Source organism: Vibrio sp. 10N.222.49.A3 (genome assembly GCF_041475145.1).
Taxonomy (GTDB): domain Bacteria; phylum Pseudomonadota; class Gammaproteobacteria; order Enterobacterales; family Vibrionaceae; genus Vibrio; species Vibrio tasmaniensis_A.
Genome location: NZ_JBFRVM010000131.1, coordinates 1 through 15,438, shown reverse-complemented (window position 1 = coordinate 15,438; position 15,438 = coordinate 1). Strand labels below are relative to the sequence as shown.

Annotated in this window: 15 protein-coding genes and 1 riboswitch; all 15 genes read right to left on the bottom strand. The window is 45.4% G+C overall.

Going from position 1 to position 15,438, the window contains the following annotated elements:
- Nucleotides 1-120: 120 nt before the first annotated feature.
- The 15 genes from AB4589_RS19715 to AB4589_RS19645 all read right to left on the bottom strand — a co-directional run bounded on the left by AB4589_RS19715 (nucleotide 121) and on the right by AB4589_RS19645 (nucleotide 15,263).
- Nucleotides 121-1,425: a cobyrinate a,c-diamide synthase gene (locus tag AB4589_RS19715; RefSeq protein ID WP_017097268.1), complete on the bottom strand. Its 1,305-nt coding sequence runs from the start codon at nucleotides 1,423-1,425 to the stop codon at nucleotides 121-123.
- 2 nt (nucleotides 1,426-1,427) lie between these two features.
- A complete protein-coding gene (locus AB4589_RS19710) occupies nucleotides 1,428-2,498 on the bottom strand; it encodes a threonine-phosphate decarboxylase (protein WP_371710251.1) in 1,071 nt (356 codons plus the stop codon).
- Between the two features lie 38 nt (nucleotides 2,499-2,536).
- Nucleotides 2,537-3,502, bottom strand: a complete 966-nt coding sequence (cbiB, locus tag AB4589_RS19705) for an adenosylcobinamide-phosphate synthase CbiB (RefSeq protein ID WP_372101555.1) — start codon at nucleotides 3,500-3,502, stop codon at nucleotides 2,537-2,539.
- Nucleotides 3,503-3,578: 76 nt separating this feature from the next.
- Nucleotides 3,579-4,391 carry a precorrin-4 C(11)-methyltransferase gene (gene cobM, locus AB4589_RS19700; RefSeq protein ID WP_017097271.1) on the bottom strand — a complete coding sequence of 271 codons (813 nt, stop codon included), beginning with the start codon at nucleotides 4,389-4,391 and terminating at the stop codon, nucleotides 3,579-3,581.
- A gap of 1 nt (nucleotide 4,392) precedes the next feature.
- Nucleotides 4,393-5,232, bottom strand: coding sequence for a precorrin-3B C(17)-methyltransferase (cobJ, locus tag AB4589_RS19695; protein ID WP_372101554.1), 840 nt, complete (start codon nucleotides 5,230-5,232; stop codon nucleotides 4,393-4,395).
- A gap of 2 nt (nucleotides 5,233-5,234) precedes the next feature.
- Nucleotides 5,235-6,077 (bottom strand): sirohydrochlorin cobaltochelatase, encoded by an 843-nt coding sequence (locus tag AB4589_RS19690; RefSeq protein ID WP_372101553.1) that lies wholly within the window; start codon nucleotides 6,075-6,077, stop codon nucleotides 5,235-5,237.
- Nucleotides 6,078-6,203: 126 nt separating this feature from the next.
- Nucleotides 6,204-7,808 (bottom strand): cobalamin biosynthesis protein, encoded by a 1,605-nt coding sequence (locus AB4589_RS19685; protein ID WP_371710247.1) that lies wholly within the window; start codon nucleotides 7,806-7,808, stop codon nucleotides 6,204-6,206.
- Nucleotides 7,808-8,638, bottom strand: a complete 831-nt coding sequence (gene cobI / locus AB4589_RS19680) for a precorrin-2 C(20)-methyltransferase (protein ID WP_371710246.1) — start codon at nucleotides 8,636-8,638, stop codon at nucleotides 7,808-7,810. Before cobI ends, AB4589_RS19685 begins: the two co-directional genes overlap by 1 nt.
- Before the next feature lie 66 nt (nucleotides 8,639-8,704).
- Nucleotides 8,705-10,003 (bottom strand): precorrin-6y C5,15-methyltransferase (decarboxylating) subunit CbiE, encoded by a 1,299-nt coding sequence (gene cbiE / locus AB4589_RS19675; protein ID WP_371710245.1) that lies wholly within the window; start codon nucleotides 10,001-10,003, stop codon nucleotides 8,705-8,707.
- Nucleotides 10,000-10,659 carry a precorrin-8X methylmutase gene (locus AB4589_RS19670; RefSeq protein WP_065679480.1) on the bottom strand — a complete coding sequence of 220 codons (660 nt, stop codon included), beginning with the start codon at nucleotides 10,657-10,659 and terminating at the stop codon, nucleotides 10,000-10,002. Before AB4589_RS19670 ends, cbiE begins: the two co-directional genes overlap by 4 nt.
- Before the next feature lie 20 nt (nucleotides 10,660-10,679).
- The gene (locus AB4589_RS19665) at nucleotides 10,680-11,864 is read right to left on the bottom strand and encodes a cobalt-precorrin-5B (C(1))-methyltransferase (protein ID WP_372101552.1); all 1,185 of its coding nucleotides are present in this window, start codon (nucleotides 11,862-11,864) and stop codon (nucleotides 10,680-10,682) included.
- Between the two features lie 93 nt (nucleotides 11,865-11,957).
- Nucleotides 11,958-12,088: riboswitch (cobalamin riboswitch) on the bottom strand.
- 9 nt (nucleotides 12,089-12,097) lie between these two features.
- Entirely contained in the window at nucleotides 12,098-12,562 is a 465-nt protein-coding gene (locus AB4589_RS19660) for a phosphoglycerate mutase family protein (RefSeq protein WP_371710243.1), read from the bottom strand.
- On the bottom strand, nucleotides 12,552-13,577 hold the full coding sequence (locus AB4589_RS19655) for a FecCD family ABC transporter permease (protein WP_372101551.1): 1,026 nt from the start codon (nucleotides 13,575-13,577) through the stop codon (nucleotides 12,552-12,554). The genes AB4589_RS19660 and AB4589_RS19655 overlap by 11 nt, the downstream gene beginning before the upstream one ends.
- A complete protein-coding gene (locus AB4589_RS19650) occupies nucleotides 13,564-14,508 on the bottom strand; it encodes an ABC transporter substrate-binding protein (RefSeq protein ID WP_372101550.1) in 945 nt (314 codons plus the stop codon). The genes AB4589_RS19655 and AB4589_RS19650 overlap by 14 nt, the downstream gene beginning before the upstream one ends.
- Nucleotides 14,505-15,263 (bottom strand): ABC transporter ATP-binding protein, encoded by a 759-nt coding sequence (locus tag AB4589_RS19645; RefSeq protein ID WP_372101549.1) that lies wholly within the window; start codon nucleotides 15,261-15,263, stop codon nucleotides 14,505-14,507. Before AB4589_RS19645 ends, AB4589_RS19650 begins: the two co-directional genes overlap by 4 nt.
- Nucleotides 15,264-15,438 lie beyond the last annotated feature (175 nt).

The following is a 15,438-nucleotide window of genomic DNA, read 5'->3' as shown; positions in this document are numbered from 1 at the left end:
GGCTAGCTACACATCAAAGTCTCTGCCTTGTATAAATACCCAGCAACTCGCTGCAAAAATCAGCTCGAAAGATCAACACGCCCTATTGAAAGCGTTCAAGGCGCATTTTTTCACCCATACTTAATAAAGCGCTCCTTTGAATATTTTCGCTACCAAATCAGGGTTATACGGGAAGTACCAATGTGCATAAGAAGCGATGGTGCTTTGTTTTATCCAAACAGGATCGGTTGGCCTACCATATTGAGATTCAGGCTGAGTTAGCACGGTTTCTTTACTGTCTGTTTTTGAATAATGGAAAGTATGACCACGCAGCATTTGACCATCGAAATTAGCTTCTAGGATCCCTAGCGCGGCTAGCTTCTTCTGCATAGTCGCTTTGGCATTTAACGCTCCAACCATGTTTTCTGTTTGGCTTTCTGTATCAGTCAATGCTTTGTTGAGGTATAGCATGCCACCACATTCGGCTAGGCAAGGTTTTCCTTGTTCAATGTGTGTGATGATTTGCTGTTTTAACGCATGATTGAGCGCTAGCTTATCCATATGTAATTCAGGATAACCTCCTGGTAAATACAAAGCGTCACACACTGGTAAATCATCATGTGCAAGCGGTGAGAAAAATGACAGTTTTGCCCCCAATTCGATCAACAAATCAAGGTTGGCTTGATACAAGAAAGCAAAGCTATTATCACGAGCTACTGCAATTGTATGACCAGTCAATGATTCATGTCTGGCTGGTAGTGCTTGCTTTGGTTTTTCAAATGCTTGTGCTGTTGGTAATGGGATATCACCATGTTCTAGTAGTAGCTTGGCTGCGTGATTAAGTCGCTCCTCTATGTCATCTAACTCTTGTGCTTGTACTAAACCTAAGTGGCGTTCTGGCAGCGACAAATCCATGTCTTTTGGTAACCAACCACAAAACTCGGTTTCAGGTTTTAGGCTTTCTTTTAGCATTTCAGCGTGACGTTCAGAACCTACGCGGTTTGCAACTACACCAAATACATCCACGTCATCACGGAATGTCGATAAGCCATTTACAATGGCTCCAAAGGTTTGTGCCATTGCGCCAGCATCTACCACGGCCAACATCGGAAGGTTAAATTTAGCCGCAATATCAGCACTTGAGCATTTGCCATCAAACATACCCATTACGCCTTCAATTAGAATCACATCCGCTTCTAGGGCTGCTTGGTAAATTAAGTGTTGGCATTCCGCTTCACCACACATCCACAAATCCAATTGGTAAGTGGGTGTATCTGATGCAATAGATAGAAATTGTGGATCAATAAAATCAGGCCCAGTTTTGAATACTCGAACTTTCTTTCCTTGTTGAACCAAAGCTCTTGCTAGAGCGGCGACCACGGTTGTTTTTCCGCTTCCAGAAGAAGGTGCGCCTACCACTAGGGCAGAACAGTAAGCTGTAGACATAATTATTCCTTGAGTTGTTCGAGTGCGCGAGTGAGCGCTTGCCATTGTGATTCGTTGGCGGGTAACCCGAAACGAAGTGCATCGTTTTCATCACAATGACGAGTAAAAACCCCTAACTTGGCAAGTTGATGGTGCCATGATGCCGAATCCGAAATTTCAACTCGGTGAAAGAGTATCTGTGATGTTATTTTTACCGAGCCCGCCATTTGGCCAAAATGTAGTTGTAAGAGTTGGTTCATACGCTGAGCCTCTTCATGTAGGCGTTGGCGGTTTTTCTTTTGCCAATTGGAGTTGAGTAAGGCATGTGTGGTGACATAGCGAGTTGGGCCACTGAGTGTCCAAGGTCCAAGGTGTTGTTTAAGAATATTTAAACGCAATGGCGAGGCAAAACAAAAGCCTGCGCGAATCCCTGCTAGTCCAAAAAATTTACCCACTGATCGCAATACAATCAGGTTATCTGGAACTCCTGTTGGGAAACTCGGTAACACTGAAAGCTCAGGAGTACAGTCTACAAACGCTTCATCAATCACGAGCGTTGAATGATCTTGGATATGATCTAGCCAAGTCAGTACTTCACTTGGTGGCACATTCAGCGCGGTTGGATTATTGGGATTAATCACTACGACCACGTCTGCCGTTTTGAGCTGTTCGATTGTCGGTTTATGTAGGTAAAAGTCGAATATGAGGGCTTGTATGCTTTGTTCTGCGTACTGCTGCCACGCATGTTGATGTTCTTTGTAACCCGTATGAGGTAATAGGATGTGCATCAATGTTGGCTGTGTCTTTGCAATCATATGAGGTAGCGATTGAATGGCTGCCTGACTGCCAGCTACGGGTAACAAGGCATCACTTTGATAGTAGGTTTGCGCTGCTGTGATTAAGCCATCATCGTCTTCTGGTAGCCGATTCCATACCGATGCAGGGATTTCAGGTATAGGGTAGTGATGCGGGCTCACTCCAGTTGAAAGGTCGACCCATTGTTCGATTGGCCTTTGATAGCGCAATGAAAACTCGATTAACTTACCACCGTGATGCGGAAGTTCGTTTGAGGTTGAGTGTTGTTTAATCGTCATTAGCGTACTTAAAGTAAAGAGTTAAAATAGACATGAAATCAAAACAAACAAAGAGTTAAAATAGAAAGTAATAGCATTACGATGACCCAAAGCACACTGGTTTTTTGAACCCAAGATATGGCTCGTGGAATATCTTCTAAAGTCGCAATATTACCTTTTCCCATCGGACGCTTTTTCACAAGTTTTCCGTGGTAATAAGTATCGCCACCTATAATGATTTGTAGTGCGCCGGCACCTGATGTCATTACGGGGCCACCGTTTGGACTCGAGCAATGTTTAGCCTGTTCTTTCCAGCATTTCAGAGCCAACTTAGTGTTGCCTAAAAGGCTGTAGCTAAGTGCGGTTAAGCGCGCAGGTGCCCAGCCCATCACATCATCGACTTTTGCTGCCACATAGCCAAATTCTAGCCAGCGTTCATTTTTGTAGCCCCACATCGCATCAAGTGTGTTCACTAATCGGAACAGTAATGCCCCTGGAGCCCCAAGCAGTGCAAACCAAAATAGAGTGCCGAAGATCGCATCGTTACCATTCTCTAATACCGACTCAATCGTCGATGACGTGATCTGGCGTTGATCCATGGTTTCAGTATTACGGCTAACGATCCAACCAACTTTCTCTCGCGCTAAATCAAGATCACCTTGGCTCAGCGGCTGGTGGATCCACTGGGCGTGCTCAAGCAGGCTACGTTGACCTATCGCGATATACAGAACCACGATATTAAATAGCCAAAAGCCTAATGTGTTCCCCATGCTTAGTAGCGTATGTTGTAGCCAAAAGCTGAGTAAGCACAATGGAACAGTCGCAGCTATCCATGCGATCAAACCTGAGAATTTAGTGGCTCGGTTTAACAGCTTCTCGATTTTCTCAACCGCATAGCCAAAACCGATCAAAGGGTGAAATCGTTTAGGCTCACCTAGTAAGTGATCAAGCATCAAAGCTGCGATCATCATTAGCGCGATCGCTAAACTTGAATAACCAAAATTTAAATCAAAAAAGATCATCATATCTGCCAAATAATGCTGCTGACTGGATAGTGAAAATGAATAAACGCATAAACCAATCAACAGCTAATGAGCGAGGTTAGTCTGCGCTCTTATCGTCTTCCAATGTTCCACTTTCAGCTACACCCTCTTCAACGACACGTGCTTTTCGGCAAGCGTGTGAGAAGGTCGGATCGTAGAGTTTAGAGTCAACAAAATCATTGTCGCCTAGCACTTTACTGACGATGATCATCGCGGTGGAGCGAATCCCTTCATCATGCATAACTTGGGCGATCGTACCCAATGTAGCACGGAATATTCGCTGTTCAGGGTGACTGGCTTTTTCAACGACAGCCACTGGCCAATCTTGCGGGTAAACATCTGATAATTCACGAACCACTTTACGAATTAATGTTGCGCTAAGAAATAAACACAGTGTTGCTTCGTGAGAGGCAAGGGCGCGTAGATTCTCTTTTTCAGGAACAGGCGTTCGACCTGATGCTCGGCTAAGAATAATGGTCTGGCACTTTTCAGGTAGCGTCAGTTCTTGGCCAAGAGCTGCGGCACTCGCTTGGAAAGAGGAGACGCCCGGAACCACTTTCCAATCAATGCCAAGTTCGTTCAAGCGACGTGTTTGTTCTGCAAGCGACGAGTAAATTGAAAGATCGCCAGTTTGAACGCGTGCAACGTTTTGACCTTTTTCGTGTGCGGTTAGGTACACATTGGTTAGATCATCAAGATCCATGTCAGCGGAGTTATAGACCAGTGCATCAGGGTGAGCGCGATCGATGACGGCTTTTGGCACTAAACTGCCTGCGTAAACAATCACAGGGCACTCTTCAACTAAGCGTGCGCCTTTCACTGTGATTAAATCTGGGTCACCCGGCCCTGCGCCGATAAAAAATACCGTCATACTAGTTTGCCTCTTCCGTCACTGATTCTGGTTTAGGTTCAACTTTTAATGAATGGCCACGTTTTTGACCTTCTAGTACCTTGCCGTCTTTCAGTTGATATTTATTGGTGTAGCCACGCGGTGTTACGATCCAATCACCAAATCGGTAGCTGTTGCTGTTACCTATCACGACCGCGGCGTTCATACCAAATTCCACTTTGGTAAATTCAGCCAGTGTTGTCAGTGTGACTTTTTGCTCATCACGATACGCAGCATTCACGATAGCAACGGGAGTATTTGGGGCACGATGTTCCAAAAGGATTTCACGTGCAGTTTCAATGTGCTGAGTTCTCTTTTTAGAGCGAGGGTTGTAGAAGGTAATCGCAAAATCAGCCATTGCCGCGGCTTCAATCCGCTTGGTAATCACTTCCCAAGGCGTTAATAAGTCAGACAGAGAAATGGTACAACTATCGTGACCAAGAGGTGCACCAACTAAAGAAGCACAGGCGTTAGCCGCGGTGATGCCCGGAATAATATCCAGTTCAACTTGTGCGTTTAATTCTGCGTTTTGCTCCAATAATTCAAGCACTAAAGGCGCCATCGCGTACATGCCAGAATCCCCAGAACATACCAATACGACTTCTCGACCTTTTGCTGCTTCTTCTACTGCGGCTTGAGCGCGGTCCCATTCGCGAGTCATACCACTTTGAATGACTTCTTGAGTGTCGATTAGTGTGCTGATTGATTCTACATACGGCTTGTAGCCTGCAACGACATCTGCATTCTTTACGGCTTGTTGCGCTGCGGGGGTTACTAGATCAATAGCGCCAGGCCCTAAGCCTACCAGTGTTAGTTTTGCCATGATTATTTCTCTTCCTCTGGTGCACCTAAACGAATTAAGCCTTCTTTAATTTGCTTATCGATAATCTGTAACAGTTCTGGCATATCGAGCATGCAGAACTTGTCACCTTGGATTGGCTCTGCCACTTGAACGTCAGCGTCTTCTGCCAGCATCTCTTTAATTTCTTTAAGATCGTTGATGAAGTGGTTACCCGATACAAGCAGTAGTGGAACTAGATTAAGAAGCGGTCGGCCTTGGCCTGTATGTTGCTCTTTAATACGGCGAACCATTTCATCTTTCACTAACTTAAATGGCCATGCGCCTTCGAGCGAGCAAGTGAAGTTGCGTTGCGATAATTTGCCGAGTAGATCATCACAGTAATGGATCGATTGGTGGCCCGGGTTATCTAACATAGGCGCTCCGTGGTGAACAAACACGTTGAAATGATCTTGTGGAGCAAAACGATCATGGAGAGCCGAAAGCAAATTGGTCGTTAATTGGCTGTGATGCATGATCGCTGGTGTTTGTTCAATGCGCGCCAATGAGAATTGCTTGAAGCCATCAACTATTGATGTCATGTAGCGATGTTCATCGGTAGGGAATAGGTACACTGAAACGATCAAAATACGTTCGTAACCTTGTGTGTCTAGATCCGCCAATACCTGAGGTAGGCTGAAACATGGTGTGTCTTTACGAGCCAGCTTCTTGATCACCATCTTTGAGCTGGTGGCGATACGCACTGGCACATCTGGGTAACTTTGACGTACGCGATCTGCGAGAGTTTCATAACGTTGTTGTTCTACAACGCTACCAAAGCAGCTCAGTACAATGGCTGTGCCTTGGTTGTAATGACGAAGTCGTTTCATAATTGTCGCTGTCCTTATCAAATCTATATCACAAGATAAACGGGCTATCTCATGTTGGTAATGAGGTTAAAGTGAGCTTTGAAACATCATGTTCATAGCTTGCAAAGTATTTGGCCTACTATGTTCCTAAAGCTCAGTAGTGCCGTCTGCATTTTCAATTGGTGCGATAAACTTAGGATCTAAATAAGCTTTTAATGATTTTCGCTCGACTAGATTTGTGAACAAATCTTTCCAGTCTTGCTCGGTAAATTCTTCGATACCTCGAATCCAAAGCCCGTTGTTAACAGGTGTTTCATGTTCTAGTAAACGTTCGTAAATCACCATTGCGGCGCGGTTTCTGCAGGTGCCCGCACAGTGTGTACGGCTTATCTTGATGCGCTGTTCACCGTCGGAAAAATTGAGCGCTTTAAGTACCTGTCTAAGATCGTGTGCAAGGTTTTTACTGCCTTCTTTCGCGCAGCGGCCACCTTCACATAGCAATACGTGATGGCGGTGGTAGAGCATCGGGCGGTTTAAATCGACATGCTTAGGCTTACACTGAAAACCATCTACCACTTCATTACCGTGAAGGTTGATTTTGACGTTTTCATCTAGCCAGTTTTTCCACTTCTTCTTGGCGAGGGGTTCATCGTATTCGATGCGAGTACAAGACAAAGTCATGTTGAAACCGTCTTGTTTGAACTTCCACTTAGGTACCAATAGTTGATCTCGCTGACCGTGCTTTAGCGCGGCCGCTTCAGAAACCGATGATACCCCCGTGATTTTTTTTACGTATTCTGATGGGTTTTCAATCCCTTCAACGCCGTCGAGTTGCTCGGCTGAATAAGTGTGGAAAGGAATTTGGCTTTCAGACGAGAGTTCTAAAATACCTTTTTCATCTGCTTTTAAAGCGATACTGGCGAAAGCTGAAACACTGGCTTTTGCTAGGTTATATTCAGTCAGGAAAACATCGATACCTGCTTTCAATACATGGAAAGGAGTATTGCGGTCACAACCTATTCCAAGCACAAGCGATTTTGGTCGCCACAGTACGGTTTTATTTTTTAAGTCGGCGTAACCTTTTGGTTGTGCTTCATCTGAAATGAGAACTAAACCATCCCAATCATCAGTACTGATTTGAGAAAGGTCTGTATCGCTTAGTGCTGGGTGGGTAATGATGTGTCTTGGCATGGAACGTTTGTTCTGCCACCAGTTCTGTTCGCCAGCGTGCTGCACTATTAGAATGCGTTTTTCATTTACAACTGCTGCGCTGGTGGCGGTGAGCGCGGGTTCGCATTGTGGATCAAGCGTCCAACCAAATGGCGATCCGAGCATATCCACCGACAAACTGCCGGCAGCGTCAGAAGCGGTGGTGATTACAGGAGTCGCGTTGAGTGCTTGTGATACTTGTAACGCGATCCCATTTGCGCCACCGCGATGTCCAGATAACATAGGGATCACGAATTGGCCGTGATCGTCAATGCAGATCACGCCGGGGTCGGTGCGTTTGTCTTCTAGCAAAGGGCCGATCATTCGGCTGACAATGCCCGCAGCAAAAAAGCAGATATGGTGATCATATTGCTTAAATTGAGGAGGAAGAAAACCAGAAAGCGGCAGGGTTAACTCATCGGCTTCTGGGTATTCTTCTTGTCCAACTGGTGCAATAAAGACATCAGCAAACGGAAACGTTTTAGCTAAGCGTTTGGCTTGCCTTGCTCCGTGTAGCGTGATGGCATAAATGGCTATTTTCATTACGCTTTACCGCTATTAGTTTTATCGATATCAGCGTTACCACTATCAGCTTCACCACCATCAAGTACGGCACACTTCTTTGATTCATTAGTACCACGTAGTACGCCACGACGAGCGCGAACAGAAAGCTGAACCATAGAGAAATAACGGTTTTCATTCGGTACATCACGTAGGTCAGAGTAAAGTTCTTGTTTCTCTGTGGTGGCATGCGACACGTAGGTTGCACAATCCAACATATTCATCGACTCAAGTTGAGTGATCAGCTTAGGGATAACGCGACCTGCTTTGATTAGCATGATGGTGTCAAAATCTTCGACTAGCTTTTCTAAACACTCGATACCCCATGTCGCAGGTACAACACAAAAACGCTCCTGACCGTCAGCAAGTGGAATTTTTGTTTGTGATGGAATAGCGGTAACTGAAGTGATACCCGGAATGATCACCGGATCAAGTTCAGGAAGTAGCTCTGTCAGTTCTTCTTGGATGTATGCCCATGTGCTGTAAACCGATGGATCACCTTCGGTTGCAAATGCCACGTCTTTACCTTGCTTTAATAGTTCAACAATTGTGACGGCGGCTTTACGCCATGCAGGAACGTTGATGCTTGGGTCACGCGTCATTGGGAAGTGCAAAAATAGGTATTCGCCTTTCATGCTTTCAGGGCTAACAGAACCCGCGGCAATTTGTTGAGCAAAAGAGTGGTTACTGCCCGCGTCCTTTTCTGGAAACGCGACAATGTCGACGGTGCTGAGTAGTCGGTGAGCTTTAAGTGTTAATAATTCTGGGTCTCCAGTGCCGACACCAATCGCGTACATAGTTCCTAATTTCATCTGTGCTTTCTCTAATTATGTTTTTATTTAATATGTTGAGTGGCGCTTAATTAAAAAATTAAGCGCTTATTTCTGAATAAACGGCTTGGTAAAAATAAATAAGTGAATCGGATTTTCTGATTGATAACGGGTGTAGTGAGCGAGTGGTACGCCTGTTGATATAGAGACCAGTTGAACCTGTGTCGGAGCATCGCTGTCTTTACTCCATTGATGAAGTTCGCAAACTGAATCGACAGTCACTGCAGAACCGATCACGACGCCTCCCGGTTTTATTGCTGACCAACAGAAATCTAAAATGCTGTGCATGTTGCCGCGGCTTCCACCAATAAAAATACTGTCTGGCTGAGGCAAGGTGTCGAGCTGTATTGGGGCTTTATCTCGAATCAGTTGTACGTTGTCGGTACCGTGCGCTCTAAAGTTAGCCTCGACCGACTCATAACATTCTTGGTTTGATTCAATGGTGAAGACTTGTCCTTGATAACACTGCTTAGCGGCTTCTATCGCAATAGAACCTGAGCCTGTACCTATATCCCACACCACAGATCTTGGTTGAATACGCATACTCGTTAACGCTAAGTGACGAACGGGCTGTTTGGTAATTAAGCCGCGTTTAGGCATGCGCTTCATGAAGTCATCATCGTTGGCGTATTGGCCCAATTCACCCCACGCATGAGGTAGCGTTCGGTGCAGTACCATTACATTGAGCGTAGAGAAGTCGTCGGAACTTTTTAGTGCGAGGTCTTCGAGAGTCCGCTGGCTTATCTTTTCGTCGGTGCCACCTAAGTTCTCACATACCCAAGCTGTCCAACCTTGTTGATTAAATTCGACTAAGTGTTTCGCAATACGAGCTGGGTTGTTTTGAACATCGGTTAGCAAGCAGTAGCTAGTTCCCCATTGCATTTGGCTTGCGATACCTTTAATGCCATCGTAATGCTGCTTTCTTCCATGTAGTGAAATTGCTTTGGTTTCTTGCCATGCAATGCCGACTCGGCTGCAAGCGAGTTGCATTGAACAAGGGGAGGGAATAAAGCGTACTTCATCATTAGGCAGTTTTTTTAACAACGATTCGCCGATGCCAAAGAACAATGGGTCGCCAGAAGCTAATACGACGACGCCGCCTTCCTCGCATTCATCAAGCAACTTAGCGAACCAAGATTGATAGCCTTCTTGCATCGATAAGCGTTGACCTTTGAATTGGGGGAACCAATCCAATAGTCGGTCGTTACCTGCAACAACGCGTGCAGACTCAACTGCATTAACAGCTCGACTGGTTAGGCTTAAACAGCCATCTTCGGGTACTCCGACTACCGTGATAGCCGATTGATAGCAATCGATAAGCTGAGAGTGAGTACTTACATTATTCATTTTACTGACTCAGCAAGTAGGGCGTGAATAGTCGATACCACTAACGGGCTGCCACCTTTACGGCCTAGGCTGGCAATGTAAGGCACTGTGTTTTGTTCGGTTAATGCTTGCTTCGATTCATCTGCTTTTACGAAACCAACAGGAATGCCGATGATCAGTGCGGGTTTTGCTTCGCCTGCTTCTATCATGCGCAATAGCTCAAGTAATGCGGTAGGCGCATTGCCTACACCTATGATAGAGCCGTCGAGTAGGCCGTTATCGCGGGCATAACGTATTGAGTGGATAGCACGTGTTTCTCCTGTCTCTTTGGCCGTGCTAATGACGTCTGGATGACTAATGAAGCACTGTGCTTTATTGCCGTAAGCGTTGAGGCGAGTTTGGTTTAAACCTGTCACGATCATGCTGACATCGGTAATGATGTTGGCACCGTTTTTTAAAGCGGTAATGGCAGACTCAATCGCGTTGTCGCTGAATTGATATAATTTAGCGTATTCAAAATCACCCGTAGTATGAATGGCACGACGAACCACATTCCATTCACCTTGATTGAAGTTATGTCCCCCATGGAGAGTTTCTATTTCTTCATCGATGATAGAGAAAGAGTCACTTTCAATTTGACGGCCTTGCTTGGTCATTTGACGCATATCGTTAGTCATGGAGTTTTCCTTGTTCATGCTTATTCATCATGAAAGTGAGTGTTGGTATCACTTCCTTTTGAGCAGAGATGTTCTGCTAATAGATCGCCGTTAAAATCGATCAATTTGAATTCAATGCTGACGTGATGTTTGACATACACAGCAGCGTGCTCTGCAGCTTGTTTGCAGAGCAAGGTAAGAAAGTCGTAATTGGGAATCTCTTGGCCCGGTTGGGCTTCTTTCCATGTATCGAGTACGTGGCGGCCTGTGTTGGCTTGGCTAACAGCTTCGGCAAACTCACTCGATGCACCCGATTGAATGGTGAGGTCGGCCAGCAATGAAAAGTCGATAGCTTTACCGGATACGTGAGTCATCATGTGCCCAGCGACCATCTTGCCTAGTTTGCCTATCATGGCGACGACGGTGATTTTGCTCACTTGATAACGTTTTGCTGCGCGCAGTCCGACCCCAACAAAATCACCCGCTTGGATAAAACACATCGAGTCATAACTTGGTAGCATGGCCATCGCTGACTTTTCGGTTCGAGATCCTGTCGTGAGAACCAAGTGGTTTTGGCCATTTTGTTTCGCTATTTGTACCGATTGACGCACTGATGCTGAAAACGCTGAAGTGGAGTAGGGTTTTACCGTTCCGTGTGTCCCGAGAATGGAAATACCACCGATTAAACCGAGTCTTGGCCCAATGGTTTCCTTGGCTCGCTCTTCTCCATCTGGGACGCAAATTTCCAGTGATATACCGACGTGTTTTTTCTGTTGACTGGTCGCTTGGTTCCATTCCAAAGTCACCATATCGAGAATGTTTTTTCGAGGAACGGGATTAATCGCCGCCTGACCGACGGGAAGTTCTAATCCGGGTAGAGTCACACGAGCTACGCCAACACCCCCATCGATGTGAAAACCGGGCTCTGAATGCCAGCGGGCAATACTCTGAATATGGGCTTCGTGGGTACAATCAGGATCGTCCCCTGCATCTTTAACAATGCTGGCGGTCACCGCATCGTTGGATGTTTGGATAAACGTGACCTTAAACGTAGCGGGCTCACCATTAGGTAGAGTGATGGAGATATAGTCAGGCTTTTGTCCGGTTAATAGTGTTTGAACTGCCGCTCTGCTTGCTGCAGCTGCGCACGCTCCGGTGGTAAACCCACTGCGGAGATCGGACTTATTTTTGGATCGTTTAACTTTTGTGACCACAGTATTCTTCATCTACGTTTTAGGTATTGACGAATACAGAGCGTTCCCTTGTTAGACAAGGTATGGATGGTGTTGAGTTTTCCCGCTCGATATTCATGTGTGTCCAGGTATTCTGACTTACGATGTTGAGGTTCTCATTGCGCTTTACTCCTTCCCAAGTCGTGTGACTCAGTGGCTTGTAAAGGGCTCATCGCTTACAGCTGCGGGTACAGTTCAGGAGTTACACCTGATTCCCTGATGTGACGTTATACTTCGATATCTATCCTGAGGATTTCTCCGTTGTTTGGTGTTTCTATTATTTGCTGTGGTGTCCCTAAACTGGCTAATGTTTTTATCCAGTCACCATGTCCGAGCAGCAAAATTGGGTTCTCATTGTTGTGGTGACGAGAAACTCGTTGGATCCACTGAATCGCCATTGTTCTTCGTTGCTGTTCTGAATCGAACTCACTGAGCTCCATTTGAGAAATGACGGGCACTTTCAGGTAGCGTGCGATGGTTTTAGCACTGGAAATAGCACGGCCTAATTGACTGGTGTAAATAGCATTGAGGGTCAATGATTTTTGAGTTGCAAGATAACGACCGACGTTATGCATCTGTCGTTTGCCTTTCATTGTCAGAGGGCTATCCAGTTGATTCTGTGCTTTGCCTATTCGATTCCATTCGGTTTCGCCATGACGAATCGCAATGATGGTGAAGCGTTCAGCTTTCATTACTTTTCTCCATCAAAATGGAAACAATGAATAGTGCGCCAAACGCGGTGGTGACAACACCAAGAGGCAGTTCTTGAGGAGCAACTAAGGTTCTCGCCAAAATATCACTTAATAGCATAAGCAAAGCCCCAATCAGCCCTGAAGTGATGAGTAACTTTTTGTGTAATGGGCCGATGATTTTCTTCGCGATATGAGGAACCATCAAGCCAATAAATCCGACAACTCCGATGATAGAAACAAAACATGCAGTTGCAAAAGCGCAGACAATAAAGACACCGCTTTGCAGGCGTTTTGTGTCTACGCCCATGGTTTGTGCTACGTCGTCTCCTGCAAGTAAACAATCTAACTGGCGATGTTTTAATATACCTAGAGCTATCAAGGCGATAAGTCCAGCAAGCACAATTAGCACATTGTCCCAGCGTGCGTTTCCTAGGCCTCCTAGCGACCAAAATAGGATCGAATGGGCTGCTCGTTGATCGCCGTGGAAGACTAAAAAATTGGTCAAAGCTGTAAATAAGAATGAAATAGCCAGCCCGGCTAAAACAATTTGAGAAGACGCTTGCCCATCTACTTTTCTAACTAGAAATAGCACTGCCGAAGCCGAGATTATTCCACCGATAAAAGCGGCGAGTGGAAGTGTCCAAATGCCGATAGCGCTGCCGATGACTGTAATCACAAAGACTGCTCCAGTTGCGGCACCGGATGACAATCCAAAAATGAAAGGGTCGGCAAGATCGTTTTTTGTCACGGTTTGTAATAACGCCCCAACAATACCTAACCCAGCACCGCAAATAATAGCGATGATTGTTCTAGGTAAGCGCAGGTGCAGTACCACTTGATCTATCGGTGAGTCGATCTGTTGACTCATCGCCGCTGAAAAAATCGTAGCGACTTGTGCAAAAGATAGCTGAACGCTGCCTAAACTCAGAGAAAACATCGCTAAGAGGGCAAAAACAGAACTGAATACGCAGGTGTTCAGTGCGGTTCGGTTCAGGTTAGTACTAAAACTTGTCATGGATTTCTTGGATGCGCTGTGCCAATTTTTCAATTGCAGCTATGTTTGCTGGCCCGGGAGTAATTTCCTCATAACGCAGAGGAAGATATTGGGTGGTCTTTACCGCAGTGGTCAGCTTCATCGCTGGGTGCTGTTCCAAAAAGGCTTGCATGCCTTTAGCGCCAGTCCCATTTTGATAATCGAGAAGAATAATGACATCAGGGTTATGCATCGCAACTGACTCCCATGATGTGGTTCCCCAGCTGATATCCAGATCTTTCATTACATTGGCGCCACCCGCTGCTTCTATCATGGCGCTCACTGTCGCGTACTTTCCTGCTGTGAATGGTTTCTCTTCCCCTGAATCATACAGAAAGACTTTAAGCGGGGTTTGATTCTGGGTTTGCTGTTGAATCAATATTAATTGCTCTCTCCAAGTGGAGATAAGAGTTTGAGCTCTGTCTTGCTGACCGAATAAAGTCGCAAGGCGTGTCACGTCATCGAACATCTGTTCCATGCTAGCTGGCTGCTTATCTTTACGGGTATGGCTGCAACTCTCATTAAGAATCAGAGTATTGATACCAAACTCTCTCAGAGAATCAGGCGTGACTGAGCCGCCCAACCGCATACCGTAATTCCATCCTGCAAAGAAAACATCAGGGTTGGCATTAACTAACACCTCTAAAGAAGGATATTTCGGTGCGAGCTCGGGAATGCTGCCCTGGAGGCGATTAAATTCAGGGGTCGTTTTGTAGTACCCGCTAATACCGGTCACTCCGATCATATTCTCTTCAAGCCCGAGAGAAAATGCCATCTCAGACATATTGATATCGTGAGTGATTAAGGTTTTCGGCGCTTTATCTAAGGTAAGTGTAGAGTCACAGTTTTCTACCGTAATTTGGGCTTGTGCGGACACGGTAAGTAATAAAGTTAATGCTGATAGTTTTTTCATGAAAGCTCCTGTCCTTGGTCGAGTTCAATGTCGAAAAATTTGCTTGTTTTCTGTGTGCGCTTATTGGTCGTGCTGATTAAATCGACTTCAAAGATCGGCTTAAGTTGATTGTGAGTTAGTAGTTCTTCTACCTTTCCTTTCGCGACTACCTGGCCGTGTTCCAAAATCGCAATGTGCGTCGCGAACTTGGCCGCAAGGGAAATATCATGCAGTGAGCAAATCAGTGTTTTTTCTTGCTCTTTCAATAGTGATAAAACTTCCCCTTGAGCACATGGATCTAGATGGTTTAGAGGCTCATCCAACACCAGAAACTCGGCGTTCTGACATAAAGATCGTGCAATATGCGCTCGCTGCCTCTGGCCACCTGAGAGCTGTCCCATTCTTCGTTCGAGGAAAGTATCGATCTTTAGTGCTTTACTCATTTGGTCAAGTGAAAAGCTAGAAGTGGCTTGATTGGAAGCGGTTAGTTGAATGTACTCTCTTAGTGTTAAACGACCATCCACTTGACTGTGTTGTGGAAGGTAACTGATTTGTTTTGCTCTTTGCTGGCAAGTTAACTTACGTAGCGGCAATTGGTTTATGACGACTTCGCCTTTGAAGGGAAGCAAATTAACCAGTGCTTTTAATAACGTGGTTTTTCCGGAACCATTGCGTCCAATGACTACCCAGCGCTCACCTTGATTAATTTTCAGATCGAGTGGGTGCAGTCGTTGAGTGTTTTGTTGTTGAACTGAAAGTTTGTGGCAAAAAAGCATGAGTTACTGAGAATGGTTTGTTTTTAACAAGTGCTATTACATTAAAATTTAAACGTTTGCGTAACATTGATCTCAGCACGTAAAATTCCCACTATTATCAAAATAATCTATAAGTTAACGCTTGTGCTACGTGAAAGGGTTAGGGTTTATTAGTGAAAGAATAGAAGAATAGAAG

Excerpts from the sequence above, each read along its gene's own strand:
- AB4589_RS19710 (WP_371710251.1), bottom strand. The coding sequence starts at position 2,498 with ATGACGATTAAACAACACTCAACCTCAAACGAACTTCCGCATCACGGT.
- cbiE (WP_371710245.1), bottom strand. The coding sequence starts at position 10,003 with ATGAATAATGTAAGTACTCACTCTCAGCTTATCGATTGCTATCAATCG.
- AB4589_RS19655 (WP_372101551.1), bottom strand. The coding sequence starts at position 13,577 with ATGACAAGTTTTAGTACTAACCTGAACCGAACCGCACTGAACACCTGC.
- cobJ (WP_372101554.1), bottom strand. The coding sequence starts at position 5,232 with ATGGCAAAACTAACACTGGTAGGCTTAGGGCCTGGCGCTATTGATCTA.
- cbiB (WP_372101555.1), bottom strand. The coding sequence starts at position 3,502 with ATGATGATCTTTTTTGATTTAAATTTTGGTTATTCAAGTTTAGCGATC.
- cobI (WP_371710246.1), bottom strand. The coding sequence starts at position 8,638 with ATGAAATTAGGAACTATGTACGCGATTGGTGTCGGCACTGGAGACCCA.
- cobM (WP_017097271.1), bottom strand. The coding sequence starts at position 4,391 with ATGACGGTATTTTTTATCGGCGCAGGGCCGGGTGACCCAGATTTAATC.
- AB4589_RS19645 (WP_372101549.1), bottom strand. The coding sequence starts at position 15,263 with ATGCTTTTTTGCCACAAACTTTCAGTTCAACAACAAAACACTCAACGA.
- AB4589_RS19690 (WP_372101553.1), bottom strand. The coding sequence starts at position 6,077 with ATGAAACGACTTCGTCATTACAACCAAGGCACAGCCATTGTACTGAGC.
- AB4589_RS19660 (WP_371710243.1), bottom strand. The coding sequence starts at position 12,562 with ATGAAAGCTGAACGCTTCACCATCATTGCGATTCGTCATGGCGAAACC.
- AB4589_RS19670 (WP_065679480.1), bottom strand. The coding sequence starts at position 10,659 with ATGACTAACGATATGCGTCAAATGACCAAGCAAGGCCGTCAAATTGAA.
- AB4589_RS19685 (WP_371710247.1), bottom strand. The coding sequence starts at position 7,808 with ATGAAAATAGCCATTTATGCCATCACGCTACACGGAGCAAGGCAAGCC.
- AB4589_RS19665 (WP_372101552.1), bottom strand. The coding sequence starts at position 11,864 with ATGAAGAATACTGTGGTCACAAAAGTTAAACGATCCAAAAATAAGTCC.
- AB4589_RS19650 (WP_372101550.1), bottom strand. The coding sequence starts at position 14,508 with ATGAAAAAACTATCAGCATTAACTTTATTACTTACCGTGTCCGCACAA.
- AB4589_RS19715 (WP_017097268.1), bottom strand. The coding sequence starts at position 1,425 with ATGTCTACAGCTTACTGTTCTGCCCTAGTGGTAGGCGCACCTTCTTCT.